The 26,655-nt window shown below is 41.7% G+C and carries 25 protein-coding genes, 1 other RNA gene and 2 pseudogenes; 19 read left to right on the top strand and 9 right to left on the bottom strand.

What is annotated here, in order from left to right:
* The first annotated feature begins 54 nt into the window (after window positions 1-54).
* Window positions 55-1,263 carry an exo-beta-N-acetylmuramidase NamZ family protein gene (locus ACYVBM_RS18765; RefSeq protein WP_460687234.1) on the top strand — a complete coding sequence of 403 codons (1,209 nt, stop codon included), beginning with the start codon at window positions 55-57 and terminating at the stop codon, window positions 1,261-1,263.
* 75 nt (window positions 1,264-1,338) lie between these two features.
* Here the strand turns inward: ACYVBM_RS18765 and ACYVBM_RS18760 are convergent, their stop codons facing one another.
* Window positions 1,339-2,703 carry an MATE family efflux transporter gene (locus ACYVBM_RS18760; protein ID WP_460687233.1) on the bottom strand — a complete coding sequence of 455 codons (1,365 nt, stop codon included), beginning with the start codon at window positions 2,701-2,703 and terminating at the stop codon, window positions 1,339-1,341.
* Between the two features lie 129 nt (window positions 2,704-2,832).
* Between ACYVBM_RS18760 and ACYVBM_RS18755 the strand changes: the two genes are divergently transcribed.
* The 5 genes from ACYVBM_RS18755 to rnr all read left to right on the top strand — a co-directional run bounded on the left by ACYVBM_RS18755 (window position 2,833) and on the right by rnr (window position 8,069).
* Complete coding sequence (locus ACYVBM_RS18755) at window positions 2,833-3,684, top strand: DUF3822 family protein (protein WP_460687232.1); 852 nt, start codon at window positions 2,833-2,835, stop codon at window positions 3,682-3,684.
* Window positions 3,660-4,196, top strand: coding sequence for an RsmD family RNA methyltransferase (locus ACYVBM_RS18750; RefSeq protein ID WP_460687231.1), 537 nt, complete (start codon window positions 3,660-3,662; stop codon window positions 4,194-4,196). Before ACYVBM_RS18755 ends, ACYVBM_RS18750 begins: the two co-directional genes overlap by 25 nt.
* Window positions 4,197-4,260: 64 nt before the next feature.
* Window positions 4,261-4,824 (top strand): 5-formyltetrahydrofolate cyclo-ligase, encoded by a 564-nt coding sequence (locus tag ACYVBM_RS18745; protein WP_460687230.1) that lies wholly within the window; start codon window positions 4,261-4,263, stop codon window positions 4,822-4,824.
* Window positions 4,825-4,855: 31 nt separating this feature from the next.
* The gene (gene lpxK / locus ACYVBM_RS18740) at window positions 4,856-5,974 is read left to right on the top strand and encodes a tetraacyldisaccharide 4'-kinase (protein WP_460687229.1); all 1,119 of its coding nucleotides are present in this window, start codon (window positions 4,856-4,858) and stop codon (window positions 5,972-5,974) included.
* A 124-nt stretch (window positions 5,975-6,098) separates the two neighbouring features.
* Window positions 6,099-8,069 carry a ribonuclease R gene (gene rnr / locus ACYVBM_RS18735; RefSeq protein ID WP_460687228.1) on the top strand — a complete coding sequence of 657 codons (1,971 nt, stop codon included), beginning with the start codon at window positions 6,099-6,101 and terminating at the stop codon, window positions 8,067-8,069.
* A gap of 67 nt (window positions 8,070-8,136) precedes the next feature.
* Here rnr and ACYVBM_RS18730 read toward each other — a convergent pair whose 3' ends face one another.
* Window positions 8,137-9,663 (bottom strand): cellulase family glycosylhydrolase, encoded by a 1,527-nt coding sequence (locus ACYVBM_RS18730; protein WP_460687227.1) that lies wholly within the window; start codon window positions 9,661-9,663, stop codon window positions 8,137-8,139.
* A 227-nt stretch (window positions 9,664-9,890) separates the two neighbouring features.
* Between ACYVBM_RS18730 and ACYVBM_RS18725 the strand changes: the two genes are divergently transcribed.
* The 5 genes from ACYVBM_RS18725 to ACYVBM_RS18705 all read left to right on the top strand — a co-directional run bounded on the left by ACYVBM_RS18725 (window position 9,891) and on the right by ACYVBM_RS18705 (window position 15,911).
* Entirely contained in the window at window positions 9,891-10,856 is a 966-nt protein-coding gene (locus ACYVBM_RS18725) for a polyprenyl synthetase family protein (protein ID WP_460687226.1), read from the top strand.
* Window positions 10,857-10,953: 97 nt separating this feature from the next.
* On the top strand, window positions 10,954-12,654 hold the full coding sequence (locus ACYVBM_RS18720; protein ID WP_460687225.1) for an amino acid permease: 1,701 nt from the start codon (window positions 10,954-10,956) through the stop codon (window positions 12,652-12,654).
* 124 nt (window positions 12,655-12,778) lie between these two features.
* Window positions 12,779-13,798, top strand: a complete 1,020-nt coding sequence (locus tag ACYVBM_RS18715; RefSeq protein WP_460687224.1) for a Smr/MutS family protein — start codon at window positions 12,779-12,781, stop codon at window positions 13,796-13,798.
* Between the two features lie 332 nt (window positions 13,799-14,130).
* An RNA gene (gene rnpB / locus ACYVBM_RS18710) (RNase P RNA component class A) lies at window positions 14,131-14,551 on the top strand.
* Between the two features lie 205 nt (window positions 14,552-14,756).
* Entirely contained in the window at window positions 14,757-15,911 is a 1,155-nt protein-coding gene (locus tag ACYVBM_RS18705) for an esterase-like activity of phytase family protein (protein ID WP_460687223.1), read from the top strand.
* Between the two features lie 196 nt (window positions 15,912-16,107).
* Here the strand turns inward: ACYVBM_RS18705 and ACYVBM_RS18700 are convergent, their stop codons facing one another.
* The 3 genes from ACYVBM_RS18700 to ACYVBM_RS18690 form a co-directional block, all read right to left on the bottom strand.
* A complete protein-coding gene (locus tag ACYVBM_RS18700; protein ID WP_460687222.1) occupies window positions 16,108-16,467 on the bottom strand; it encodes a HopJ type III effector protein in 360 nt (119 codons plus the stop codon).
* Between the two features lie 178 nt (window positions 16,468-16,645).
* Window positions 16,646-17,104, bottom strand: a complete 459-nt coding sequence (locus ACYVBM_RS18695; RefSeq protein WP_460687221.1) for an META domain-containing protein — start codon at window positions 17,102-17,104, stop codon at window positions 16,646-16,648.
* Between the two features lie 221 nt (window positions 17,105-17,325).
* Complete coding sequence (locus tag ACYVBM_RS18690) at window positions 17,326-17,835, bottom strand: DinB family protein (RefSeq protein WP_460687220.1); 510 nt, start codon at window positions 17,833-17,835, stop codon at window positions 17,326-17,328.
* A 171-nt stretch (window positions 17,836-18,006) separates the two neighbouring features.
* On the opposite strand from ACYVBM_RS18690, the gene rpmB reads away from it, so the two are divergent.
* The 6 genes and pseudogenes from rpmB to ACYVBM_RS18660 all read left to right on the top strand — a co-directional run.
* The gene (gene rpmB, locus ACYVBM_RS18685) at window positions 18,007-18,243 is read left to right on the top strand and encodes a 50S ribosomal protein L28 (protein WP_460687219.1); all 237 of its coding nucleotides are present in this window, start codon (window positions 18,007-18,009) and stop codon (window positions 18,241-18,243) included.
* A gap of 22 nt (window positions 18,244-18,265) precedes the next feature.
* A complete protein-coding gene (rpmG, locus tag ACYVBM_RS18680; protein WP_018628657.1) occupies window positions 18,266-18,454 on the top strand; it encodes a 50S ribosomal protein L33 in 189 nt (62 codons plus the stop codon).
* A gap of 76 nt (window positions 18,455-18,530) precedes the next feature.
* A complete protein-coding gene (locus ACYVBM_RS18675) occupies window positions 18,531-18,704 on the top strand; it encodes a DUF4295 domain-containing protein (protein ID WP_240827089.1) in 174 nt (57 codons plus the stop codon).
* Between the two features lie 168 nt (window positions 18,705-18,872).
* The gene (gene ftsY / locus ACYVBM_RS18670) at window positions 18,873-19,844 is read left to right on the top strand and encodes a signal recognition particle-docking protein FtsY (protein ID WP_460687218.1); all 972 of its coding nucleotides are present in this window, start codon (window positions 18,873-18,875) and stop codon (window positions 19,842-19,844) included.
* Window positions 19,845-19,897: 53 nt separating this feature from the next.
* Window positions 19,898-20,377: pseudogene (locus ACYVBM_RS18665) on the top strand (helix-turn-helix domain-containing protein); the annotation flags it as partial.
* Window positions 20,378-20,656: 279 nt separating this feature from the next.
* Window positions 20,657-20,776 (top strand): annotated as a pseudogene (locus tag ACYVBM_RS18660) (type II toxin-antitoxin system YoeB family toxin); the annotation flags it as partial.
* Between the two features lie 5 nt (window positions 20,777-20,781).
* On the opposite strand, the gene ACYVBM_RS18655 reads toward ACYVBM_RS18660, so the two are convergent.
* The 4 genes from ACYVBM_RS18655 to ACYVBM_RS18640 all read right to left on the bottom strand — a co-directional run bounded on the left by ACYVBM_RS18655 (window position 20,782) and on the right by ACYVBM_RS18640 (window position 24,524).
* Window positions 20,782-22,014, bottom strand: coding sequence for an MFS transporter (locus tag ACYVBM_RS18655; protein ID WP_460687217.1), 1,233 nt, complete (start codon window positions 22,012-22,014; stop codon window positions 20,782-20,784).
* 40 nt (window positions 22,015-22,054) lie between these two features.
* The gene (locus tag ACYVBM_RS18650) at window positions 22,055-22,723 is read right to left on the bottom strand and encodes a FadR/GntR family transcriptional regulator (protein ID WP_460687216.1); all 669 of its coding nucleotides are present in this window, start codon (window positions 22,721-22,723) and stop codon (window positions 22,055-22,057) included.
* Between the two features lie 69 nt (window positions 22,724-22,792).
* Window positions 22,793-23,911 carry a hypothetical protein gene (locus tag ACYVBM_RS18645; RefSeq protein ID WP_460687215.1) on the bottom strand — a complete coding sequence of 373 codons (1,119 nt, stop codon included), beginning with the start codon at window positions 23,909-23,911 and terminating at the stop codon, window positions 22,793-22,795.
* Window positions 23,895-24,524 carry an ABC transporter ATP-binding protein gene (locus ACYVBM_RS18640; RefSeq protein ID WP_460687214.1) on the bottom strand — a complete coding sequence of 210 codons (630 nt, stop codon included), beginning with the start codon at window positions 24,522-24,524 and terminating at the stop codon, window positions 23,895-23,897. The genes ACYVBM_RS18645 and ACYVBM_RS18640 overlap by 17 nt, the downstream gene beginning before the upstream one ends.
* Window positions 24,525-24,625: 101 nt before the next feature.
* On the opposite strand from ACYVBM_RS18640, the gene rimO reads away from it, so the two are divergent.
* Window positions 24,626-25,933: a 30S ribosomal protein S12 methylthiotransferase RimO gene (rimO, locus tag ACYVBM_RS18635; protein WP_460687213.1), complete on the top strand. Its 1,308-nt coding sequence runs from the start codon at window positions 24,626-24,628 to the stop codon at window positions 25,931-25,933.
* A 323-nt stretch (window positions 25,934-26,256) separates the two neighbouring features.
* Window positions 26,257-26,634, top strand: coding sequence for a septal ring lytic transglycosylase RlpA family protein (locus tag ACYVBM_RS18630; RefSeq protein WP_460687212.1), 378 nt, complete (start codon window positions 26,257-26,259; stop codon window positions 26,632-26,634).
* Window positions 26,635-26,655: the final 21 nt, after the last annotated feature.

Raw genomic sequence — 26,655 nt, 5'->3', positions numbered from 1 at the left:
TAGCCCAATAAAATAATGGATTGTATATTTGAGTTATATTAAAAAAGTACTATAATGAAGCTGATCTTTATTTTTATGCTTGCTCTTCCTTTTATTTTCCCGGCAGGGAAAGCCTCTGATGCTGTACTTAAAGAAAAGAAGATTATTACGGGCGCCGATCAAACACATTTATATATAGATTACCTGAAGGGCAAGCGGGTAGCCGTAATGGCCAATCCCACAACTATAATAGGGAAGAAACATCTGGTAGATAGCCTTCAAAGCCTCGGTATACATATTGTGAAAGTATTTGGGCCGGAACATGGGTTTCGCGGCAATGCAAGTGCCGGTATTAAAGTCAAGGATGAAAAAGACCCCGCTACCGGTATTCCTATTATTTCTTTATATGGTGCTAAAAATAAGCCCGGCAGCCAGGATATGGCCGATGTGGATGTGCTCATCTATGATCTGCAGGATGTAGGCGTGCGCTTTTATACCAATATCAATGCATTGTCGCGCTTAATGGAGGCCTGCGCAGAAAATGATAAAGAGATGCTGATCCTGGATCGCCCCAATCCTAATGCTTATCTTATTGACGGGCCGGTATTGGATATGAAGTATAAATCAGGCATTGGCATGTTCCCTATTCCCATGTCGCACGGGTTAACGGTGGCCGAGTTTGCACAAATGGCGAATGGTGAAGGCTGGCTGGCGAACAAGGTAAAATGTAAGCTTAAAATTATTAAGGTAGCGAATTACAGTCATGACCTGTCATATACGCTGCCTGTAAAACCATCGCCCAACCTCAATACTCAGCAGGCTATTTTATTATATCCATCTACCTGTATGTTTGAAGGTGTGTACCTGAATCATGGAAGAGGTACGCAATTCCCTTTTACAGTTTTAGGCAGTCCTGAGCTGAAAGGGAAATATGCTTTTTCCTTTATACCTAAACCGATTAAAGGTATGGCAGAAACCCCTTTATTTATGAACCAGGTTTGCTATGGTCTAGACCTTCGTCAGTATGATGTAGAAAAGCTGCGTAAAAGTGGTAAGATCAACCTGCAATGGATCATGGAATTGTATAAGGCTCATCCTCATAAAGAGAAATTTTTTGATTCCAAGCTAAGCAGCCAGATGGGTAAGATTGAAAACCTGATAGGCAATGGCTTGTTCCGTCAGCAAATTATCGATGGCGCCTCCGAAGCGGAGATCCGCGCCTCATGGGAACCAGGCCTGAGCCAGTATAAGGAAATGCGTAAGAAATATTTGCTGTATCCTTAATAGGGCTGCGTAGTGGGAAAGCTTCTTTATTATCAACTTCCCGTAAGGCGGCTCCAGTTGCATTATTCAGACAACTTACTTCCAGATTTTCTTTGCCTTCCATTTCCCGCTCCGCATATAAAGCCAGGCTAAAATAAAGGTGATGAGCCAGTATAAAAATTCGCTGGCCCAGGCAAACACAAGGGATAACTGTAGCTTTTCTATAACAATGTATACATAAATAGAATAAACCAAAATAGCTGCTATTTCAATACGAAGGTTTACTTTGGTATTCCCTGTTCCGGTAATGCTGTTCAGCCATATCACAGCAATGGCCATCATAATAAGGCAAACGGAAATGGTTCTTATTACTGGAATGGCTTCTGATGCAAAGCTTTTATCGGTACCATAAATGCTCAACAATGTTTCAGGAAAAAGGTTAAGCACTATACATAACCCCAGAATCGTAAAGAAGCTAAGTTTCGCTATTTTTCTGATCAGGTATAATACTTCATCACTCCGTCCCTGTCCAATAATATTGCTTACCATCATATTGGTGGTGTTGGCATAGGACCAGGTGAAAATTCCGAACAAGGCAAAAACATTGCGCATGGTATTACTGATAGCCAGCGGCCGTTCCCCATGATGCTCTATAAATACATAAAACAATAACCATGCGCTTACACTTAATACAAACTGCATGACCAGTGGCAGGGATTGGTTGAAAATAATTTGAATGGTAGGTCCATCGGGACGCTTATGCCGGAATAAAGAAAACCTGCTTACAAAACCTTTTCTGAAAATAATGGCCAACACTACTACTGCCCCTGTAATTTCGGCAAGTATGGAAGCATAAGCAGCGCCGTTAAAGCCCAGGGCAGGGAAACCTGATTTGCCAAAAATAAGCGCATAATCAAAATATATATTCACCACTGCCTCAGCAATAAATCCATACTTTAAGTATTTGCTGTTATTGGTGCCTACCAACAGTGCATTGCCCATTTGAAAAATATACAGGAAGGGCAAGCCCCAGGCTCTTACTCTCAAAAAAGAAACAGCTTCCTTCAAAACTATATCACTCTTCAATACCGAAGACAGAAAAAGTGTTACGAGGCAATAGTTTAAAAGGATCATACCTGCCGCGAACAGCAATGCAATATAAATGGACTGTAAAAACAGACGGCCAATTTCTTCCGGTCTGTTTTCTCCCGCACGACGGGCTATTAATGCCTGTAAGCCACTGTTGAGACCATTTCCTATCAATGCAAAGATGAGATAGTACACACCGGTAATACCTGCGGTACCTAATTCAGTTTCCCCCAGTCGGCTCAGGAAAACGGTGTTGGCGATCAGGTTCAATTGAGGAACCATCATCGCAAGCGCAATAGGGGCCGCTATTTTGATGATCTGCCGGTTGCTGATACCTATTTTCAGGGTTTCCAGACTGCTTTTTGTTGTCATACAATACAAATCAATGCTTCAGGCAATTAAAATTTCAGCCTGCAAAGATTAAAAATACAGCAGAACAATAACCGCTTTTTATTTTATATTCTATTATCAGATCGTAAATCTTCAATATTTATATGATATTTGCTGCATATCAAATCAAAGAAAATAACATTGAAGGAGCAGTTCAGTATTTCGATAAGCCATCGTGTAGATCCGCAGCAAAGCTACCTGTCCTTACAGGTAGGGAGCGATTATTTTAGCTTTTGCATCTATGATCCGGAAGAAAGAAAATTGCTGCAACTAAAAAGGTATACTTTTAAAACTATAACTACAGGTATCCTGGATGAGATTGCTGAAAGAAATCCCGTTTTACAGGGTTGCTTTGATAAAATAGTAACAGAGCTTGATTTTGGTTTTAACACCTTCCTCCCGGCAGACAGAATTCCGGTAGATACCATGCCCCTGATGTACCTTGAGAATGCTGATCAGCAGGATCATGTAATAACTGAGTTGATAGACGATAAAGGAATTGCTAATATATATACTATTGCTCCCGGTATTTTAACATGGATGGTATATCATTTTCCATCTTCGGGTTATTTACATGCCCATACCGTAAGAATAAAAGCAGTAGCTGAGTTTTCTGAAAATGGATTGCTGCGGGTAGATTTCCTGGAGAACAGGTTCACCGTAATTGCATTTAAAGGAGAAAACCTGCTGCTGGCAAAAACCTACCATTATTCATCGCCTGTGGAGGTGTCTTTTTACCTGCTTAAAATATGCGAGGTATTTGCATTTTCGCAGGAACAGGTGATGGTACAGGTTGCTGGTTTGATTGATGCAGATTCCCGGTTATACAGGGCACTATACGATTATTTCCTGCACATCTTATTAAAACCGGCCGGCTGGGTAGACAATGCATCCGGTCTGCCGGCTCATTATTTTACCTCGCTCAATGAACTTACAACATGCGAATTATTGCTGGAAGCTTAGGCGGAAGAAAGATACACCCACCCGCTAAAATGCCCTATACCCGGCCTACAACAGATGTGGCAAAAGAAGGACTGTTCAATACTTTGCAGCACCGTATGGATTTTGATGGTATTAAAACCCTGGATCTGTTTGGTGGTACAGGTAGTATCAGTTACGAGCTGGCCAGCAGGGGTGCCGGCGATTTAACCATAGTGGAGAAGGATAACCAGATGTTTGACTTTATCAGGAAAACAGCCACGGCCTTAAAAATTGAGCATATCCGGTTCATAAAGATGGATGTGTTTAAATTTTTACTCGGTCATAGCCTTCAATACGATTTTATTTTCGCAGGGCCGCCTTATGCGCTGACAGAAATAGACGAATTGCCGCGTATCATAGTTAGGCAGAACCTGATAGCACCCGGCGGATTATTTGTGCTGGAGCACACCCCCCGGAACGATTATAAAACTTTTGAGAAATATAGCTTCGAAAAAAATTATGGCACTACTATTTTCTCTGTATTTAAAAATTAAAATCAAACCCCGGGGCGGGTTAGGCATTGTTGTATAAATGTCTTTGATTAGGAGGTAGAAGTATATGTTGAAATCCGAAGTCCGGAAAATATTTTCCGAAAAAAGAAAAGCCACCACTCCGCAACAACGGATGAAGTGGGATGATCTGATATTGATCCGGTTCCAGGATCTGGCCTTGCCGGGTATTAATGTATTGTTTGCCTATGCCGCTATGGACATGGAAGTAAATACAGATCCTGTTGTGGATTATCTTCTTTTCAGGAACCCGGGGTTGCAGGTCGCCTATCCTGTATGCGATTTTGAAAGCCATACCATGCAGGCAGTTGCTGTAATGGCAGATACGCCTTTCATTAAAAATAAATATGGAACACCAGAGCCTGAAAGTACAGCCATTATGGCTCCGGTTTCAATCGACATGATAATCATGCCCTTATTATGCTTTGATAAAAGCGGTTGCCGCGTGGGATATGGAAAAGGATTTTATGATAAATACCTGCAGTACACCAGGGAGGATATTATAAAAGTCGGGTTAAGTTATTATGAACCTATCGATGAAATTAGCGATCGCAATGAATTTGACGTACCTTTAAACTATTGTATCACACCCGAAAGGATGTATGAGTTTTAGCAATATAATAAGACAAAAAAATATTTTACTGGTGCCCTTTTCCTGGCTGTACAAGACAGGGGTTTTTTTCTATCACAGCCTGTATAATTTAAAGCTTCTTAAATCCTATAAACCGGAACGTCCCACTATCTGCGTGGGCAACCTGTCCGTGGGGGGTACCGGTAAGTCGCCAATGGTAGAATATTTATTGCGCTTGCTGGCTGATTTTGTTCCGCTCTCCAAAGGAGACGAATTAGGGTTGACGCCTTTCCAGGAACATCAAAAATTAAAGGCGGCTGTAATAAGCCGTGGTTATAAACGCAAAACAAAGGGCTTCCTGTTAGCCGGTAAAAATACAAAGGCCAGTGATATCGGCGATGAGCCTATGCAATTCCATAAAAAATTCCCGGATGTAGCAGTTGCTGTGGGAGAGCAGCGGGCAGCCGCTATTGAGCAGCTGCTTAAACAAAAGCCTGAAATAAATGTTATTATTTTAGACGATGCTTTTCAGCACCGTGCTGTAACTGCAGGTTTCAATATTTTACTTACAGATTATAATAATATTTTTACTGGTGATGGGTATTTGCCTGCCGGAACTCTCCGGGACCTCAGATCGAACTACAAACGTGCTGATGTGATCGTAGTGACTAAATGCGATCTAGACCTGGATGATACGTACAGGCAGCAGGTGATAAATAATATCGGGCCCTTACACCATCAAAAAATATTTTTTACTGTGATTGATTATGGAAGCATATATAATATCTTTAATAATAAGACTTGGGATTTAAAAAATGTGAAAGAAGTAGTGCTGGTAACAGGTATTGCTAATCCGCATCCTTTGGTTGATTATTTAAAGCGCTTCAATTTGCAGGTCAGGCACTGTGGTTTCCCCGACCATCATAGCTTTTCGGGAAATGATATTGAAGATATTTTGGACGCCTATCAATCATTGGATGCAGATAATAAAATAATTTTAACAACAGAGAAGGATGCGGTGCGATTGTTGGAATATAGGCGGTTACAAGAAGTACCGGTATATGCGTTACCGGTGCAGCACCGGTTTTTATTTGAAGAAGGGAATGTGTTTGATAACTGTGTAAAAAGTTACCTGCTTCAAAATAAGCAGGATTTACCTTTCGCAGCAAGCACTTCTGGGGAAAGGCATTAGGGATGCGATTTTACAAAAAACATACAGGATAATAGAATTGTAATGGTACAAGTGGCCAACGCAAGAGCAGCAGGATATATTATTTGCTGGCTAGATTAAAAAAAGTAAAGAATTAAAATAGACAATGAGTAAGAGCAATAGACCCAAAAAGAAAACAAAAGCACAAGCAAAAAGCACTCGTGCCAAACGGGAGGCGGAAGCCACTTTAAAAGGACGGTTGCAGGTAACGCGCTCCGGAAGGGGTTTTGTGATAGTGGAAGGGCTTGAAGAAGATGTAATGATTGCTTCTGAAGGGCTTGGCAATGCAATGGATGGTGATACGGTTCGGGTAAAGCTTACTGGTGGCTACGATGGGAGACCCAGGGGCGTGATAACAGAAGTAGTACAACGCAGGCGTAGCGAGTTCATTGGTAAAGTAGAGATGAATAAAGGTTTCGCCTTTGTTCTGGGAGATAAGGAAAAAAATATTCCGGATTTATATGTAGCTGAAGAACACCTGAATAATGCTCAAAATGGCGAAAGGGTAGTAGCACGGGTGTTGGATTGGGGCGGCAACGGGAAAAAACCTTCTGCTACGGTTGTTTCTGTGTTAAGCGGAGAGAACGAGGCTGATGAAGCTATGAAAAATATTATGCTGGAACATGGCTTTGCCCTTGGTTTTTCCGATGAGGCGCAGGAAGTAGCCGCAAGGATCCCCGAAACGATCACAAAAGAAGAGATCAGTTACAGGAAAGATGTTCGGGGTATATTAACATTTACCATTGATCCTGCAGATGCTAAAGATTTTGATGATGCTATTTCCTACCGGAAGCTAAAGAACGGCAACCATGAGATCGGGGTACATATTGCCGACGTAAGCCATTATGTAACCCCGGGTAATAGTTTAGATGATGAGGCTTACCAGAAGGCCACATCGGTTTATTTGCCTGACAGGGTAAATCCAATGCTCCCGGAACATATCTCCAATGTGCTGTGCTCTTTACGGCCCAATGAAGATAAGCTGACCTTTTCAGCTATATTCCAGATCAATGATAAAGCGGAGGTAAAGCAATACTGGCTGGGCAAAACGGTCATCCATTCTGACAGGAGATATACTTATGAAGAGGCGCAGGAAATTATAGAAACCGGCCAGGGAGATCATGCAGAAGTAATCCTTACAATAAATAATATCTCTCAAACCCTGCGTAAATACCGCTTTGATGAAGGAGCTATTAATTTTAATTCAACCGAAGTAAAGTTTAAGCTGGATGAGAAAGGAAACCCTGTAGGTATCATATTAAAAGAAAGCAAAGAAGCGCATCAGCTGATAGAGGAACTGATGTTGCTGGCTAACCGCTATGTAGCAAGGCATGTGGCTAAAGTAAAGGTAAATAATAAGTCTATTCCTTTTCCTTATCGCATACATGATACACCCGACGAGGAGAAGCTGTTGCCTTTTATCGCTTTTGCCAATAAATTTGGTTATAAGTTTGATATATCCAGCGCAGAAGCGATTGCCAACTCTTTCAATAAATTGTTGAAAGATATTAAGGGCAGGCCGGAAGAAGCGGTATTACAGCAGCTGGGCATTCGAACCATGGCCAAAGCCAAATATACAGAAAGTAATGTAGGTCACTACGGGCTTGGATTTGAGCATTATTGTCATTTCACTTCACCTATACGTCGTTACCCCGATGTGATGGTACACCGTATTCTGCAGGAAATACTGGAAGACCGTGTGAAAGTGGATCAGAAGATGGAAGAAAAATGCAAGCATTGCAGCGAGCGCGAGCGGGCAGCAATGGAGTGTGAACGTTCGGCCAATAAATATAAGCAGGTACAGTTTATGCGCAATTATATCGGAGAGGAATTTGAGGCTATTGTAAGCGGGGTATCTAAATTCGGCTTCTGGGCAGAAACAACGGATCATCTTTGTGAAGGCTTGATTTCTATCACCAGCCTGGCGGTACACGACAGCTTTAAACATTCTGAAAATGATTATGCGCTTATAGGTATGCGTACCGGCATCAAATTTACAATGGGCGATAAAGTACGTATCAGAGTAATAGCAGCTAACCTGGATAAAAGGCAGCTAGATTATGAATGGGTAAAGTAACCTGTAACGATAAATGCTGTTTTTCTTTTTGGTGGCAATTTTGCAATAAGATTATTTATATAGCAGTTTATAATCTTAACTCCTGCATTTTAATGTTGTAAATAGTTACAGGCGCAACACCGCCTGCACCTACGGAGAAAACAAAATTGCATTGAGTATCGCTTATGGCAGATGTAAACACGTAGCTGTAGGCAGCATCCGTTGAAGAAATATCAAAGTTTTTACTGCCGTATATGGTCCATGGTGATCTGGATTGCATGAGCTCCACTGAAATATTCCTGTCAGCATTGGAAGAAGCATTAAAAGATATCCGGTAAGTTTTACCCGCTTCAGTAACCATATTATGTCGTATCAGCTGGATATACCAACTTTGAGTACCTGGTGAAGAGATAGAAATACGGGCTTTATTGTCGGTTATGGTCAGTACTGAAGCTGCAGAAACATCGTTATTATACAAATGCCAGCCATCCGCCTGTGGATGGGCAAAGTCACTTGTGTACAGGTCAGTAGAAGTAACAGGAGCAGGAGCTGCCATATCATCTTTGATAAGCGCATTAAGCAGGTTAGTGTGATATTGGCCGCTTTTGGGGTCATAAATGCCAAAACCGGAGTTAAATTCCCAATAGGCCCAGCTAAATCCCTGCTGTTCAAACCAGCGGGCCATAAACCGGGTCCATCTGACGCGTGATTCCATATCGGCTGCACTATAAGCACCAAATTCCCCGATATGCACCGGGATGTTTTTTTCTTTTGAGAATTGTATAACATCCTTCAATTCATCTGCAACATCCTGTCTTTCATACCCGGTATCCAGCCATTTCGTTCCCAGCCATGCGTTAGAACCTGCTGCCCAGCCGGCTCCCTGGTGGGTGAATTGAAAAGGGTTATAGTAATGTACGGTAAGGATCAGGTGTGGGTCGTTTGGAACGATCAGCTTTTTTAGTGCAGAAACGCCACCCCATTCTGCCGTACCAAGGAGCACTGTGCGTTCGGGGTTGGTTTTGCGGATCGTTTGCAGGGCATCGGCAAAAAAACGGTTCCAGCGGCCTGCATCTAACTGGCCATTAGGTTCGTTCAGCACTTCGAAAAGGAGGCTGTCAGGATAATTTTTAAAATAACCGGCTATCTGCTCCCATTGTGCAAGAAACATAGGCCTGTATACATCAGGTTGTGCAAGGAGGCTGTCGTGGTGGTGCATATTTATAATCACATGCAATTTGTTCTTTAATGCCTCATCCACCGCTTTTTTTATTTTAGCTAAAAAGGCGGGTTTAATAGTGTACGGTGCTGTGAACAGGGCGCGTTCGGGCATTTCCCAGCGGATGGGTATTCGCAGGCTGCTAAAGCCTTTTGAGGCGATCTTTACAAAGTCGGCCGGCTCGCTTTCTTTTATTTCCCAGGAGGCTTCATATGTATTTCCCAGGTTGATGCCGCGGCCGAGGCGCCGGTTCATTTCATTTGCAGAGGCAAAAGCCGGGCTGACCGGCGGTTTATCTTCTTCCCCGGCAGGTTTTTTGCACGCCGATCCAGTAATCACCATCAGGCAGATCACTGTAAGCGAAAAGATCTTTTTCATCGAAGTATGATCATTCATTAGTTCCGCAATTGCAGATATGTTCCTGTTTCAAAAATAGCTCAATAAGATGGCAATCTAAAGTAAATTCTCCGACGGAATTACCATTTCGCCGGATTATATCGTAAAGATGCCTGGCCACCCTGCCGCTGCTAATTTTTAGCCGATAGCTCAACCGTGAAAAATATGATATATCCTGTTATAAAACTTCATTCGTCTATTCATGGTGTTTTTTCTATTTTTGGCACATGCAATCATTTGAGGAATTATCGAAGAAGTTTTCAGCAGCATTCAGCCGTTCTCATTTTCCCGAAAAACCGGCCACTTTATATGAGCCGAATAATTATTTTCTGGCATTGGGAGGTAAAAGATTCAGACCGGTACTATGTTTAATGGCCAATGAGTTATTTGGAGAAATTAACCCAGATGCCTGGAATGTAGCCACTGCCATTGAGCTGTTTCATAATTTTACTTTAATTCATGATGATATAATGGATAAAGCGCCCCTGAGGCGCGGGCAGCCTACCGTTCATCAAAAATATAATGACAGCACTGCTATACTGGCCGGCGATGTGATGCTGGTGAAAGCTTATGCGTACATCAACCAGCTGGACCCCTTAAACATCTCTTCCATACTGGGGCTTTTTAATAAAACCGCAACAGAAGTGTGCGAAGGCCAGCAATTAGATATGGATTTTGAAAGCCGGAGCGAAGTGTCTTTCGATGAGTACCTGCACATGATCACTTTAAAAACATCGGTATTGCTGGCAGCAAGCCTGAAAATGGGTGGTATTTTAGGTGGGGGAAGCCTGGGCAACCTGGACCTGCTGTACGAGGCGGGTAAAAAAATTGGTCTGGCATTCCAGATGCAGGATGATTATCTGGATGCTTTTGGCGATCCTGAAAAATTTGGAAAACAGCCGGGAGGAGATATTATATCCAATAAAAAAACTTTTTTGCTGATACGGTTGCTTGAAGTAGCAAATGATGCGCAGAATGAAGCATTAAAGGAATTGCTGGCAGGAAATGCACCGGATAAGGTAAACAGGGTGCTGAAACTTTACAACGATTGTAAAATAGGAGAGTGGGCCAAAGCCCAGAAAGACTTATTTTTAAACCAGGCGCTTGCCTATTTTGATGAAATGGCCGTAGTATCTAAAAGAAAGCAGCCGCTTAAAGATTTAGCGCAATTGTTGGTAAGAAGGGATTATTAAGCATGAGTGGTAAACAGGGATTTGTAAGCAGTAGGTGGTGCATAAATAACCATTAAGCGAGAAACCTGTAATCAGAAACGATGAACAAAACGATCTAATGGCAAACGCTTTATTCCGAAAAAAGAAAATTGATACTGCTATCTGTGAAGACCGTGAAGAAGCAGGAGAAATGTCCCTTAAAAAAATATTAACAGTACGCGACCTTACTTTACTGGGGATTGCTGCAGTGGTTGGTGCAGGTATCTTTTCCACGATCGGTACGGCCGCTTATCACGGCGGCCCGGGAGTGTCAATGCTGTTTGTGATTACCGCTGTAACCTGCGGTTTTACGGCGCTTTGTTATGCCGAGTTTGCCAGCAGGGTTCCGGTATCTGGTAGCGCTTACACTTATTCCTATATCAGTTTTGGCGAAATTGTAGCCTGGATTATTGGCTGGGCACTGATCCTTGAATATGCTATTGGAAACATTGTAGTGGCCATTTCCTGGAGTGGTTATTTTAACAACCTGCTGGTGCATGTTTTCAACATCCATTTGCCAGACTGGATGCTCACCGATCCCCAAACCGCTGTATCGGCATATAAAGAGGCTACTGCTGCGCTGGCCGGCAATACTTCTTTACTGGCTGCTGATAAATTAAAAAGTTATCAGTTTGCCGTGCAGGCGTACAACGAGGCTCCGCTTATAGGCGGCATAAGAATGTTCTTTAATATACCTGCGTTTATCATTACGGCGCTTATCACATGGGTCGCCTACATCGGCATCAAGGAAAGCAAAACCACCTCCAACCTGATGGTTTATTTCAAAATAGCTGTTATTATCTTCGTCATTGTGGCGGGGGCATTTTTTGTGGACACGAACAACTGGTCGCCGTTCATGCCTAATGGATTTGAAGGTGTGCTCAAAGGCGTGTCCAGCGTGTTTTTTGCCTATATTGGATTTGACGCTATTTCCACAACGGCAGAAGAATGTAAGAATCCCCAGCGCGACCTTCCGAGGGGTATGATTTACTCTTTGCTGGTCTGTACTGCGCTGTATATTCTTATTGCGCTGGTACTCACCGGTATGGAAAATTATGCTTTATTTAAAGATGTGAAAGACCCGCTGGCTTTTGTGTTCGAAAAACGGGCCCCGTGGATTGAACGCATTATTTCTATAAGTGCTATTATCGCTACCACCTCGGTATTGCTGGTCTTTCAGATAGGGCAGCCCAGGATATGGATGAGCATGAGCCGGGACGGGCTGCTGCCCAGGGTTTTTCAAAAGATCCATCCCAAATACAAAACACCTTCTTTTTCTACTATTGTTACCGGTGTACTGGTGGGTATCGGCGCCCTTTTTCTGCAAAGCGGTTTAGTAACCGATCTTACAAGCATTGGCACCTTATTCGCTTTTGTGCTTGTGTCCGGGGGTATTTTAATGTTGCCGCCCGTTCCTAAAGAGAAAGGCAAGTTCAGAATTCCTTATATTAACGGGCAATACATAATACCACTGCTGCTGGGCGTATTTATTTACGTTTTTCGTCAGCGGCTTAAAGATGCCGTGCTGAACCTTACCCACGAAAGCTACCAGGAAGTGCTGTTTCTGTTGTTTATTATTATTGCTGTTTTTATTAGTGTAAAAACATTTATCAGGAAATACTCGTTCATCCCCATTATGGGTGTATTGTCCTGTTTATACCTGCTTGTTGAAATACCCGCCATTAGCTGGCTTTGGTTTTTCGTGTGGATGGCAGTAGGTTTATTGATCTATTTTTTATACGGCTACAGGAACAGTAAGCTGGCAAAAAAGGCCGGGTGATTTGTGGGGACTAAAATGGCAGTATGAGCATCTTTACCTCGTATGTTTACATGGCCACCCCTGGCGATGATTGCGCATCAGATTATTTTGAAAAATACACGCTATAAGCTATTAAATTTGCCGGATGAAATTCCAGGTGGGCGATAAAGTTTTAGTGCTTCATTCAGAAGAAGAAGGGGTCATAGTTGATTTTATCAATAAGCAAATGGCCATGGTAGAAGTGCGCGGGGTAAGATTCCCTGTGTATTTAGACCAGATCGACTTTCCCTATTACAAACAATTTACCCAAAAAAAGAAATTACAGTCACCGGCTAAAAAGTATATCGATGATGTACACAAGGAAAAGCCCGGGAAGGAAAAACAGGTAGAAAACGGGGTGTGGCTTAATTTCCTGCCGGTAATGGATATAGATGAATTTGGGGATGAATATGTGGAAAAGCTGAAAATTTACCTGGTTAATAATACATCAGCCATTTATAAATTTGATTATCAGCTAACCTTTTTTGGAGAAGCAGATTTTGGTTTAAAGAATGTAGTTCAGCCTTTTGAAAATTTTTATATACATGATGTAGACTTTGGAGATATGAGCGATAGCCCGGCTTTTGAGTTTGATTTCTCTTTGGAAAAAGCAGAGAAGGGAAAAGCCCCTCATTTTGAAGTTGTGATTAAGTTAAAGCCCAAACAGCTTTTTAACAGGATTGAAGAGCTGAAGAAGAAAAATGAGGCCTCTTTCTCTTACCTGTTATTCGAAAAATATCCTCATAAAGCGCCTGAGGAGGTGAAGCTGCCACTGGATAAGCTGGCCGGGAAAGGTTTTAAAGTATATAACGCCAAAGAAGCGCGGAAGCACCTGGAGCCTGCACGTAGCGTGGTGGATCTGCATATTGAAAAGCTTACTGACGATCCGTCCCGTATGAGCAATTTCGAGATGCTGGCCTTACAGCTGAAAACCTTTGAAAAATTTTACGACCTGGCCGTGGCCCATACGCAGCCGCACCTGGTCATTATTCATGGTGTGGGTACCGGCCGTTTGCGCGATGAAATTCATGATGCTTTGCGCCATAAAAAAGAAGTAAGCTACTTCATTAATCAGTACGATCCTAAGTATGGTTATGGGGCTACAGAAATATTTTTCAAATATTGAATTGCGTTTTCTTCTGATGATGCGTTTTACAGCAATAACAATTACTATGAAATAATTATGTTAAGGCTAAAAATGAATGGCTGAAAGTAAAGGAGAAAATATTATTTTTTTTGAGATAAAAATGATTGGATGATTTACAGTTTCGGTATGTACCAAAAGGTTGCGCTGATGATTTGCTTAGAGGTATGACTATTACTGAAATTAAAAGCAATCTTTAGCGGCTATGTTGATTGTGACGCCTGGTTGTTATCAATGACTACAGCAAGCAGATTTATTACATGACTGTGAGCATGCAATAAACCATGAACTAAGTTAATAGCTATCTTTGCATGGTTACAAGCCAGGCTATCGCCTTTCAGTTCCTGAAGGGAGGAAAGTCCGGACAGCACAGGGCAGCACACCGGTGAACAGCCGGGTGCCTGTTATCCTGATTGAAGGATGGGCAGGCAATAGAAAGTGCCACAGAAAATAACTGCCTTTGTTCTCTCATTAAGAGGGGGCCGGGGTGAGGGTGAAAACGTGAGGTAAGAGCTCACGGGAATATTTAGTAATAAATATTCCGGGTAAACCTTGTGTGCTGAAATGCCATGTAAACCCCGATTTTTTGCCGGCCCGGCAAAATGTTGAAAAACTATCGGGGAGGGTAGGCAGATGGATTCCGCAGGGTAACCTGCGGAACAGATAAATGATAGCCATTCGTTATACTGAATAGGATAACGGGTACAGAATCCGGCTTACAGGCTTGTAACCTTTTTTATATTGTGTACATACAGGAGAAAGGAATAATTAAAAATTCGCGGTTTTGCTCCTCTTCCTTGTAGAGCGGCTGGTAAATGAGGCTTATACGATGAATCCGCACTCGTTTTTTATTTTTTGAGAAATACATTCTTTCAGTTCCCAGGCAAAATATTTAACTGCAAATTCCTGTTTCGCTTTAGTTTTGCCGAAAACATTGTACGTGCGTTATTTTTTTCCTGTATTGATTTGGGTGGTACTTTTTGCTGGCAGCTGCATCCCTGTAAAACGCAGTGCCACTAATAGCCCGGCAGCCATATCCGTCAGCTCCCTAAAGTTTTTAGATGAATATGAAATCCCGTTCGACCTGCAGTTTGAAAATACATGGGTAGGTGGGCTTTCGGGCATTGATTATGAAGAAACTGCGAACAGGTACTTCATCATCAGTGATGAACGTTCTGCCACCAGCGCTGCCCGGTTTTATACGGCTGCTATTGATATCAGTAATTACCGCATCGATATGGTTCGGTTTTTATCTGTAACACCTTTAAGGAATGCTAAAAATGATACTTTTCCTGCTTTGAAAACCCTGCCCGAATATGCCGCTGATCCTGAATCTATCCGATTCAACAAAAAAACAAAAACACTGGTATGGAGCAGCGAAGGTGATAAGGCGCTGCGCAACGGGAGAATGGTATATCAAAACCCGTGGATATACGAAATGCGGCAGGACGGGTATTTTATAGATAGCTTTTTAATACCTCAAAACCTATATATGTACGAAGGAGACAGCGGCGCACGTGAGAATAATGTATTGGAAGGATTGAGCTTTACTCCCGACTATAAATACTTATGGGCCAGCATGGAGGGTACTATTTATGAAGATGGTCCTTTGGCTGGAGTAACTTATGCCAATGCCCCTGTGAGGTTTACGAAGTTTGATGTGATGTCTAAAAAGCCTTTAGGGCAATACGGGTACTGGTTGGATGCAGTGGCTGCTAAACCGGTGCCGGAATCTGCCTTTCGCATAAATGGTATTTCTGAGATTCTGTGCATAGGAGATAACCGGTTTATGGTGCTGGAGCGTTCTTTTTCTACCGGTGTACCCAGCTGTGTTATCAAAATATACCTTGCAGATTTTTCGGAAGCTTCAGAAATAAGTAACGTTAGGAGCTTGTACCAACATAAGAATTACGCTCCGGCATCAAAAAAGCTGCTCTTCAATCTGGCAGATTTAAACAGGTATATTGATAATGTAGAAGGTATTACCATTGGCCCGAGGCTCCCGAACGGAAATCTTTCATTGATTTTGATTGCAGACAACAACTTTAGCAGGCTTGAAAAGCAACAGGTATTTTTGTTCGAAATTGCACCTTAATTTTTTGCTAAGATTTTGTTCTTCTGCTATCCTTTTCACAATTTTTTTGCATTAGACAGCCTAACTATTTTTATATTTTTACGTCTTATAAAGGTAAAAGCAGTTTGGTTTGGTAGTTATAAATTGCAAATGAAGCCGTATGAAAGGAATATCCCGCAATACGGCTTCTTTGCTTTTAGCTTTTATCAGAAATTTTTTATCTTATTCTCTCTTTCAGTACCGGCCCAGATCCTTCAAATACTATCCCGTCCCATCCATTTTGTATAAATTGCCTGATATTCTGATGGCTGGAAGCTTCAGGGGCAGCTAAAACTGCGTAATAATGTTCCGCAAAAAGCTTTAATGTATCCTCTTTGGAGAGATGGTTCAACTTGGCAAAAGCCAGGATTTTAGCACTTCCCTGGTTTTCAGCTGCTGTATTATATTGCTGCCCGTTTTGAAAGGCTGTAGGTGTGTGCGAATAATGCTTTTCAATAAAAGCAATAACATCTGCGAACTTAATGTGCCGGCTTTCTGTTTCGGCCAGGAGTATTGTGATTTCTTCGCGTATGATCATAATTCATTTATTGCCGGCAGATAATTAAAAGAGTACTAAGAAACAAGCTTTTACAAAGTATTTGCTTCGCGTATTCTGCAGTACCCCCCCGCGTCAGGCAGGTTTGTGACTTTGTTGCAAACTTGATTTCCCGTTTTAAGCAACTTCTTCAGGAAGTTTAGTTTAACCGTTGCTAAAGCTACTGTGTAACGGTTTCCAGCCTGGCAAGGGCCTCTTTTCCTTCGCTATATAAAGTAAGGCTGTTCCCGTCAATTTGATAACTTTTCACCTTGGTTAATATTTCAAAAAATTGCTGTTCTATATCCATATTAGGACATGCCATTTGGGTAGCGGCTGCATGCGAGAGCGCTATACCGTCATTTTCTTTAAGCTCAAAACTTGCAGAGAAGCCATTGCAACCACCATTCCCAACAGCGCGGTTACTATCTTTTTCAAAGATAAGGTGAGGCCTTTTGGGAAAAGTAGTGTCTACGGTTATGGTTTTACCATTAAGATCCGCCAGGGTCCATTCTTTATCGTAAAGATCGGTAGCTGCATGGGGTTGCGTTGCTTCTGTTTGCTCCGGAGTACTTTTGGTAGTACCATTGTTGCAGGCTGCGGCAACAGCCAGTGCAATGATTAAGATTGATTTTTTCATATTTTCTGTTTTTAAGTGAATTACAAAGCCGCTATAAAAGAATATAACATGTATGCAGCTGTTTGCCAGGTTTTGCTGATTAAATGAATTTGATTAAACTAATTCAAATATACATTTTTGATGCTTTTCTCAGTAATTGGCGGGGTTGCACGCATCTTACATTCAAGCAAAGCCTTGGAATAAGGAAAAAAGGTTGTTGCCTGTCATGCCGGAATTGATGTTTATAAGCCATATTTGTCAATTAAAATGCTTTGATGATGCAACCAGTGCCCTTCAATAATAAAGGCTAAAGCCAAAGCGGTGATAGTGTTGCCACCTACCGTACCGGTTCTGTCCAGTGCAGCATTGGTAAGATGAGTAAAGAGCATTACAGTACTTTGTCTAACAAGCAGTAATTCATCTTTCAGCAATTGCAGACTTTTATTTTCCACGTTGGCATTGGCTACATACAAATCCTGGTCAAAACCCGGAAGGTGCTGTTGTTCTCCACGTGCAATGCACAAGGCGCGGTAAGCAAATATGCGTTCTGCATCAATGCAATGTTGTAAAACATGTTTTACGGTCCACTTACCCGGCGCATAGGTAAATCCGGCTTTCAATTCAGGAATCGGGCAGAGAAAGATTTTCAGTTTTTCCAGGGATTGCGACATGATGCTCTGAATATCATTGCCTTTTACTTTTGAAATATAAGGCTCAAAATAAGGAGGGTACTGTGTAGAATCAGGGCGCATTTTTGATAATAAAGTTAAGAAAAATGCTGCAGGATGCCATATATTGCACTTGTAAACGGAGTGCAGCAAAATCAAGCAGCCCTATTCTGCAGCCGGTCAAAAAAAATCTGTAAAAATTAGTTACGATTTACCCGGAAAATTCCTTACCTTTGCAATCCAAAATTTTTTATTATGGCAAGAGTATGTCAGGTTACGGGTAAAAAGCCGATGGGCGGGAACAAGGTATCGCACTCAAATATCAAAACCAAGCGCAGGTTTTTACCAAATCTGCAAAAAAAGAAATTTTACCTGGTAGAGGAAGATAAATGGATTACATTAAAATTATCCGCTGACGCTATCCGTACTATTAATAAAAACGGCCTGTACTCTGTAGTGAAAGAACTGCGTGCGCAAGGCGAAAAGATCTAATTTTTAAAAAGCATTTTATACCATGGCAAAGAAAGCGAAAGGCAACAGGGTTCAGGTAATATTAGAGTGCACAGAGCACAAAACCAGCGGTCAGCCTGGTACAAGCCGTTATATTACCGTAAAAAATAAAAAGAACAATCCGGAAAGATTGGAGTTGAAAAAGTACAACCCTATCCTGAAAAAGGTGACTGTTCATAAAGAAATTAAGTAATTTAAGTTGATACGTTAACAGGTTAATAGGTTAACAAGTCAACATATCAACATATCAACTTTTTAACTAAAAGAAAATGGCAAAAGCAGCTTCTAAAAACGCGAAGGTAAAAGATGCCAAAGCAGCGGCAGAAAGTAAGAACTGGACTAAGGTTATACGCGCGGTGCGCAGCCCTAAAACAGGCGCTTACACTTTTAAAGAGCAAATCGTTCACAAAGAGAAAGTGAAAGATTTCCTGGCTCAAAAGTAATTTTGGCTTCTACAAAAATATTTTATAAAGCTATTCGTTGTTGCGAATGGCTTTTGTTGTTTAAATTAGAACTGGAATGAGATCAACCTCCTGCAATTTTGGATGTTGGTATTGTATTAGCACTTTGCGCTGTTTAATATTGGGAAGATCAAAGAAAAATTACGATAAATGAGTTTCTTAAAAAAGCTATTCGGAAAGAAAGAAAAAGAATCGCTCGACCAGGGTTTACAAAAGACCAAAGAGGGCTTTTTAAATAAGATAAGCAAGGCCATTGCCGGTAAAAGTACAGTAGATGAAGAAGTGCTGGATAATTTGGAAGAGGCGCTTGTAAGTGCAGATGTGGGAGTGGAAACAACGGTGCGCATTATTAATCGTATTGAGGAGCGGGTGGCCAAAGACAAATACCTGGGCACTTCTGAGCTGAACAGGATGCTCCAGGAAGAGATGGAGCATATACTGGTAGATGCGCCCAGTGCGGTGAGCTATACTTTTGACAGTGAAATGCCGGCCAAACCTTACATTATTTTAGTGGTAGGAGTCAACGGGGTAGGCAAAACCACAACGATTGGAAAACTGGCCTATAATTTTAAGAAGGCCGGTAAAAATGTACTGTTGGGCGCTGCAGATACTTTCAGGGCTGCAGCTGTTGACCAGCTTACGATATGGAGTGAAAGAGTAGGGGTTCCTATTGTAAAGCAGGCTATGGGCAGTGATCCTGCTGCGGTAGCTTTTGATACTGCTCAAAGCGCTGTAAGCCGTGGAAGCGATGTGGTACTTATTGATACGGCCGGCCGCCTGCATAATAAGGCGCACCTGATGGACGAGCTGAATAAGATAAAACGGGTATTGCAAAAATTTATACCGTTTGCCCCTCATGAAGTTTTGCTGGTTTTAGATGGCTCTACCGGACAAAATGCTTTAGAGCAGGCGAAGCATTTTACAGCGGCTACCGATGTAACCGCAATGGCCATTACAAAACTAGATGGTACTGCTAAGGGAGGTGTGGTGCTGGCTATTGCCGACCAGTTTAAAATACCTGTAAAGTTCATAGGAGTAGGTGAGAAGGCGGAGGATCTGCTGGTTTTTGATAAGCACGAGTTTGTAGACAGCTTATTTAATTTAAAGGAAAACGGGCAGTAAGTTTTTTAGCAGACAGATCTACTGAATGAGAAACAAGGTCCAGGTTAAGAGAGCATCATCATTTAACTCAGGCAGGGATTGCTGAAAAATCCGGTTTATCGTTAAGAACCATACAAAGGCTGGAAGCCGGTGCCGTTCTCAAAGGTTATACATTGAAAGCTGTTGCAGCCGCGTTAGAAGTTGAACCATTATATCTTGCTTCAGAACCAGGGCCAGAGAATATACCTCAGGAGCTGGGAGCCGCAAAGCCGGTCAATATTTCAGTGCTTTCGTTTTTAATTCTTCCCCTCGGAAATATAATTATTGTCGCCCCGGCTTGTTTACTACAGATACTTCAATTCCGCATCTTGCAAAAAAAACGGGATGAAGATTTTAAAAAGACTTTTAGCAGTGTTCGTAGTTTTTTGCTGTTGTCAGCAGTTTGCGGGTATATCTACTTTTTGAAAAAGATTACGCCACCGGATAATTATTTGGATGTATCGGGAATGGACGCTACAGTTGAAGATCCGTTTCAAAACAGAAAAGCAAGATGATACGTTGATGACGGAAGAAGCGTTTTATGCCAGGATAGACCAGGCAAAACAGCAGGCAAGAGAGGGGAAAGGGACGCTTGTTAACACAAAGGATGAACTTCACGCTTATTTGAATGCACTATGAAATATTCGTTGATTTTTTTTACCCGAAGCCGATGAGGGTATAAAACGAATAAAGAAAAGCGGAAATAAGGCTTTACTTAAAAAATTGAATACCCTGCTTGAAGAAATATCCGAACACCCCAAAACAGGTACAGGTAAGCCAGAGCTGTTAAAACATTACTAGAACCTACATGGTCACGCAGAATTTCAGGTGAGCATCGGTTAATATATGAAATACGGGACGAAGTGATAACTGTATTGGTACTTTCTGCCAACGGACATTATAGGGATAAATAACCGGATCAAACCGAAGACCATTTATTCTTTTTCCTTTCAATATCGGGTAAGAACCCTGTTATAATGCCTATTAAAGGCAGGTAAGCGCAAATAGAAAATACATGTTCTATGCTGGTCTTGTCTGCCAGAGATCCCAGCACCGCTGATCCGATTCCTCCCATACCAAAAGCAAATCCAAAAAATAATCCTGCAATCATTCCCACCTTACCGGGAATAAGCTCCGTAGCATAGACAAGTATAGCCGAAAAAGCAGATGAGATAATCAGGCCGATCAGCACGGATAAAATAATGGTTACTGACAGGTTCATATGTGGCAGCAACAATGTGAAAGGGGCCGCTCCCAGTATGGAAATCCATATGATAAGCTTACGCCCGTAACGGTCTCCCAAAGGTCCGCCCATGATGGTTCCGGCTGCCACAGAAGCTAAAAATACAAACAGGTAAATTTGCGATTGCTGCACACTTACACCAAAGCGGTCGATAAGATAAAAGGTGAAATAGCTGGTCATCGAAGCCATATAAAAGTATTTCGAAAAGATCAGCACCAGTAAAATGATTATGGAAATAATTACCCTGTTTTTGGAAACAGGCCACAATTCTGTAAGTTTTTCTGAAGCCGGTTTTTGCGCAGACCTGAATTGTATGTTTTGCTGGTACCATTTTCCCACAAAAGCCAGCACTGCAATTGCCAACAGCGCGAGTAAACCGAACCATCCGATATATTTTTGCCCGAAGGGGATAACGATCAACGCGGCAAGCAAAGGCCCGGCAGCGCTTCCTGCATTTCCGCCTACCTGGAATATAGATTGAGCCAATCCTTTTTTCCCTCCTGACGCCAGATGGGCTACTCTGGATGCTTCGGGGTGAAATATAGAAGAGCCCATTCCAAGAAGGCATACCGATGCGAGGATATAATAAAAATTGGAAGCAAATGCAGTAAACAGTAGCCCTGTTAGGGAAAAAGTCATTCCAATGACCAGTGCCAATGGATGAGGTTTTCTGTCTGTATAAGAGCCTACAAAGGGTTGTAATATCGACGCTGTAAGCTGGAATACCAATGTTATAATCCCGATTTGTGTAAAATTTAAAGCATAATTACTCTTGAATAAAGGATAAATTGCCGGGATCACCGATTGTATCAGGTCGTTTAATAAGTGCGACAGGCTTATGGCAAACAGGATGGGGTAAACTGTTTGGCCTGTATTCAGTGTTGAAGTTTGGCGGGAAGTTACTTTCATAAAGTATACATCAGGTCATCTGATGATGTTAGGTAAAAAATTATAAGTTTCCAATTATTTTTTTGGCGGTGTGCAGCGCTTTGATCTTATTCCTGTCTTGAATATATTGTAATAATTTTTCATGGTCTTTTTGGGAAATAATAAAAGGAGCAGTGTCTTTATAAACTTCGCAAAAGAATTTGGATACATGCAAAGACAATGTTTTATACAGTTCGCTTAAAATGAAATTGCCACAGCTTTCGGCTATTGCAGTATGAAAGTCAATATCTGCCCCGATAGACGCTTCCAGATCGCCCTGTTCTGCAAAACGCTTCCGGTTTTCCAGGTGCTGATGCATTACTGCCAAATGGTCTGAGGTTCTGTTTTGAACGGATTTCTCAATAATTTGTAACTCCAGAAGCTGTCTTACTTCAAATACTTCTGTAAATCCTGCACTCCCGATCTTCTCATCCAGGGCATGGTTGCCCGATTGGCTGATAATGAATGTGCCCAGTCCCTGTTTTACATGCACAAAACCGGATTGGGCCAGGTATTTGCCCGCTTCTCTGATCGTGGACCTGCCTACTGAAAACTGCTTCATTAGTTCCGGTTCAGTGGGAAGTTTGCTGCCCACCGGGAAAAGGCCGTTGCTGATTTGTTGCCGGATCAGATCGGCTACTTCCCGGGCCAGCGATTTTCGTTGAATGGATGTTATCATTTTAATCATCATATCATCTGATGTTTGCAAACATAGAAATTTCCTGTCATATTAATCAATAATTGCTGTTTTTTCTGAGCGCTATTCCAGTTTCTCTACCGTGGCCTTTTTTTCAAACTTCCTGAAAAAGCGGACAAACACGAGAATGGACAAAAGAATAATTATCGCCAGCAACAGCCATTGTATGTTTGTAAAACCAGCAAAAAAGCAAACCAGCCAGCAGCCAAAAGCCATAGGTAAATAGTCGTTCAGGTTCAGTTCATCCATATAAAGAAGCGCATGCAATAAAACCATGAGTGCAGGCGCCAGCAGTATCATTAAAATATAAGCGCTCCAGTCGTGGTGAATGAGGCCCATTGCACGAAGGGCCCACATCTCAGGGAGATACAGCATACAATAAACTGCAAATAAAGAAGCCATGATGCGGGTAATTTTTAAAGGAAGCACCCTGTAAAAAGACAACTCATTTTCAAGGAAATAGAAACATTTATATATTATAATATAATGACTGGTAATACCCAGCGTATAAACCAGCCACAGCATACGCCGGTCGAAAAGCGAGTTTGTTTTTATCACCAGAAAATACAACAGGACAAAGCAGATGGCTTTTAGGAAAAAGATCACTTTGATTTGTTTTTGCAGCAGGAAACTGCCCAACTGCTGCACAAGACCGGGTGTTATTTTTATTTTCAGCCATTGATTTAGAAAAGAATGACCGGATGCATAAGAAAGACCTTTTGAGAACAGCAAGGTAAGCCCTCCTATAGAAACAAACAATGCCAGGCAACCAGCTCCTGCATAAAAATAATGACGGCTTGTAATAGCTACGGCCACAATACAAATGCTGTATAATAATACCGGTAATAGCAATGCAGTTGCCACCGGTAAAAGGAAGGGGAACCGTTCTGCAGGGCTTAACCTGTTGAGTATTTTGTTAAAAGAAAATGCTTCTTGGCTTAAAGTGGTTCTTATAAAAAAGTAACACCTTAAAAAATATAGGGTAAAGATAAACGCGTAGCCTGTTAGTGCAAGTGGATTACTGATAATGCTTACCATTATATAATAATGAGTTGCCACTGCTGTTTTAAAATTGGGCTGAATGCCAAAAAATACCAGCATCAACAGGATAAGCGCTCCCGCGATCTGTTTATAAAACCGGCTGGTAAAGTTTTGGTATAATATTTTATGAATGGGATTCACGCACTAACTGTTTGTCGCTGAGCCGGTAAATACCAGTGAACCGTATATCTTCCACGTCAATATCATGATGGGAGGTGAGTATGAAGCCCGCCTGTTCGCTGCTACCTATATAATGTTGCAGTGATCGTTGAGTGGTAGCGTCAAGCGTGGTAAAAGGTTCATCCAGCAGTATCCACTTCGGCAGTCCTATAAATGCCAGTAACAGGGATAGTTTCTTCAGCATACCGCTCGAATAGCTGCCTGTAGGGTTGCCCAGGTAATTGTCGATGCCCAGCATTTCTTTGATAGCAGCCGTTTTGTTCACCGGGTATTTTAATACCTTACAATAAAAAGCTACCAGTTCGTTGCCGGTGGAAAAGGAAGGGTAAACCGGTTCGGCGGGTGCATAGCTGATGCAGCGCCTGTAAGCAACTGGCTTCTTATTAAGCGATATATTGTTAATCAATACCTGGCCCTTATAAGGAAGCAGTCCTGCCAGTATTTTCAAAAAAGTAGATTTACCCGATCCGTTGCTGCCTTTGATCCAGTAGGTACCATGGTTAAGTTCTAAATCTGCGATATCCAGAACCTCGAAATTGCCGTAACTTTTTTTTAATTGCCTGATCTGCATCATCTGCGGGCACATTTATCGCTACAAAATAGGTCAAAAAAATCAATTAACGTTCTGCTGAAAAGGATAAACTATCTTTGCAACTTCATTTTTTAAAATAATTCGTGAAAGTAAGAACACTTAAAAAAGATAAGGTAAATATTATTACGCTGGGTTGTAGTAAAAACATGGTGGATAGCGAGGTTTTGAGCGGTCAGCTTAAAGCTAATGATATTGATGTGGTGCACGAGAATAAGAAGCGCGATCACAATATTGTAGTAGTAAACACCTGCGGGTTTATTGATAAAGCCAAAGAAGAAAGCATTAATACCATTTTAGAGCAGGTGGAGTTAAAAAAGCGCGGCAGGTTAGATAAAGTATATGTTACAGGCTGCCTTAGTGAGCGTTATAAGAATAACCTGGAAGAAGAAATTCCGGAAGTGGATGCTTTTTTTGGTACTATGGAGCTGCCGGCCATATTGAAGCAGTTTGAGGCCGATTATAAAACCGAACTGGTGGGTGAGCGCTTACTGGCAACGCCCAGGCACTATGCCTACTTAAAAATATCGGAAGGCTGCAACCGTACCTGTACGTTTTGCGCCATCCCCCTCATGCGCGGCAAGCACATAAGCAAACCCATTGATGAACTGGTAATGGAGGCAGAAAAACTGGTGCGCATGGGCGTGAAAGAAGTGATGCTGATAGCGCAGGAGCTTACTTATTACGGCCTCGATATTTACAAAAAACGCATGTTGCCCGAGCTTTTGCATCGCCTGGCAGACATAAAAGGATTGGAATGGATCCGTTTGCACTATGCTTACCCTACTAAATTTCCTTTAGAAATACTGGATGTAATGCGCGGGCGGGACAATATCTGCAACTATCTTGATATTCCATTGCAGCATGCATCGGACCGGATGCTGCATGCGATGAAACGGCAGATCATGCAATCGGAAATGGATGATCTTATTGCAACTATCCGGGAAAAAGTACCGGGTATTTGCCTGCGTACTACTTTAATTGCAGGTTTTCCGGGAGAAACACAGGACGATATTGAAGGGTTGAAGCATTTTTTAGACAGGCACCGTTTTGACAGGGTGGGAGTGTTTACCTACTCTCATGAAGAAAATACAGGCGCTTATGCTTTTGAAGATGATGTGCCGCAGGAAGAAAAGGAACGTCGGGCGCAGGAAATTATGGAACATCAGCAGGAGATTTCTTACGAACTGAACCAGGAAAAAATAGGCAGGACATTTAAAACCATTATTGACAAAAAAGAAGCAGGACGATATATCGGGCGTACAGAATTTGACAGTGTGGAAGTGGACAACGAGGTCATTATTTCAAGTGATCAGCAGTTAAAAATCGGGGAATTCTATAATGTACGGATCGAAAAAGCATATGATTATGATTTGGAAGGGGTGATCATTTAAGCGCGAATGCACACCCCGAATTTTTACAGGTTATGAACGTGTTTGTCATTTCCTGCGTTGTTAAAAAAATAACATATGAAGTAGTTGCTGTATAAGAAACAGGGGTGCCGTTTTCCTGAATCGATATATTGTAATATCGTCATATTGATTATCATGTGGTTATGTATTATTTTAGCCAGATTGGCAGCCTCATTCCCCTTTTTTATAGCCTTGTTAGCCTACCTTTGCGTCCGTATTTTGCATGTAAGTAAAATAATGTTATTAAAGGCGTGGTAAAATAAAAATTATTTTTCTGCGTTTATTGTTTAACTAAAATATCTCACATGAAGAAATGTTTAGTTTTGTTTTTTGCTTTTATTTTTAGCTATGCTAAAAGTTTTGCTCAAGCTTCTACACAAAAGGCCTCTTATTATCACAGTAAATTTAATGGTCGTAAAACGGCTGCCGGTGATATATACAGGGACTATCTTTTAACCGCAGCGTCTAATATTTATAAATTAGGTACCCGCCTGCTGGTTACCAACAAAAACACTGGTAAAAGTGTGCAGGTAGTGGTAAACGACAGGATGGCTCCAGGTATAAAAGGTCGTGTAGATTTAAGCAAATCCGCTTTCCAGAAAATTGCACATACCGGTCATGGTGTTGTTCCGGTTGAAGTAAAGATACTGGAAGGGAAAAATGAGGAAAATAATTCTTTATAGAGGATTTTGTAATAAAAGTAA

Source organism: Niabella aquatica, from assembly GCF_054779315.1.
Note: the sequence above shows the minus strand (reverse complement) of the source record. Positions and strands in the feature narration are given on the sequence as shown.

Excerpts from the sequence above, each read along its gene's own strand:
- ACYVBM_RS18765 (WP_460687234.1), top strand. The coding sequence starts at position 55 with ATGAAGCTGATCTTTATTTTTATGCTTGCTCTTCCTTTTATTTTCCCG.
- ACYVBM_RS18760 (WP_460687233.1), bottom strand. The coding sequence starts at position 2,703 with ATGACAACAAAAAGCAGTCTGGAAACCCTGAAAATAGGTATCAGCAAC.
- ACYVBM_RS18750 (WP_460687231.1), top strand. The coding sequence starts at position 3,660 with ATGCGAATTATTGCTGGAAGCTTAGGCGGAAGAAAGATACACCCACCC.
- ACYVBM_RS18745 (WP_460687230.1), top strand. The coding sequence starts at position 4,261 with ATGTTGAAATCCGAAGTCCGGAAAATATTTTCCGAAAAAAGAAAAGCC.
- rnr (WP_460687228.1), top strand. The coding sequence starts at position 6,099 with ATGAGTAAGAGCAATAGACCCAAAAAGAAAACAAAAGCACAAGCAAAA.
- ACYVBM_RS18730 (WP_460687227.1), bottom strand. The coding sequence starts at position 9,663 with ATGAATGATCATACTTCGATGAAAAAGATCTTTTCGCTTACAGTGATC.
- ACYVBM_RS18725 (WP_460687226.1), top strand. The coding sequence starts at position 9,891 with ATGCAATCATTTGAGGAATTATCGAAGAAGTTTTCAGCAGCATTCAGC.
- ACYVBM_RS18720 (WP_460687225.1), top strand. The coding sequence starts at position 10,954 with ATGGCAAACGCTTTATTCCGAAAAAAGAAAATTGATACTGCTATCTGT.
- ACYVBM_RS18715 (WP_460687224.1), top strand. The coding sequence starts at position 12,779 with ATGAAATTCCAGGTGGGCGATAAAGTTTTAGTGCTTCATTCAGAAGAA.
- ACYVBM_RS18700 (WP_460687222.1), bottom strand. The coding sequence starts at position 16,467 with ATGATCATACGCGAAGAAATCACAATACTCCTGGCCGAAACAGAAAGC.
- ACYVBM_RS18695 (WP_460687221.1), bottom strand. The coding sequence starts at position 17,104 with ATGAAAAAATCAATCTTAATCATTGCACTGGCTGTTGCCGCAGCCTGC.
- ACYVBM_RS18690 (WP_460687220.1), bottom strand. The coding sequence starts at position 17,835 with ATGCGCCCTGATTCTACACAGTACCCTCCTTATTTTGAGCCTTATATT.
- rpmB (WP_460687219.1), top strand. The coding sequence starts at position 18,007 with ATGGCAAGAGTATGTCAGGTTACGGGTAAAAAGCCGATGGGCGGGAAC.
- rpmG (WP_018628657.1), top strand. The coding sequence starts at position 18,266 with ATGGCAAAGAAAGCGAAAGGCAACAGGGTTCAGGTAATATTAGAGTGC.
- ACYVBM_RS18675 (WP_240827089.1), top strand. The coding sequence starts at position 18,531 with ATGGCAAAAGCAGCTTCTAAAAACGCGAAGGTAAAAGATGCCAAAGCA.
- ftsY (WP_460687218.1), top strand. The coding sequence starts at position 18,873 with ATGAGTTTCTTAAAAAAGCTATTCGGAAAGAAAGAAAAAGAATCGCTC.
- ACYVBM_RS18655 (WP_460687217.1), bottom strand. The coding sequence starts at position 22,014 with ATGAAAGTAACTTCCCGCCAAACTTCAACACTGAATACAGGCCAAACA.
- ACYVBM_RS18650 (WP_460687216.1), bottom strand. The coding sequence starts at position 22,723 with ATGATGATTAAAATGATAACATCCATTCAACGAAAATCGCTGGCCCGG.
- ACYVBM_RS18640 (WP_460687214.1), bottom strand. The coding sequence starts at position 24,524 with ATGATGCAGATCAGGCAATTAAAAAAAAGTTACGGCAATTTCGAGGTT.
- ACYVBM_RS18630 (WP_460687212.1), top strand. The coding sequence starts at position 26,257 with ATGAAGAAATGTTTAGTTTTGTTTTTTGCTTTTATTTTTAGCTATGCT.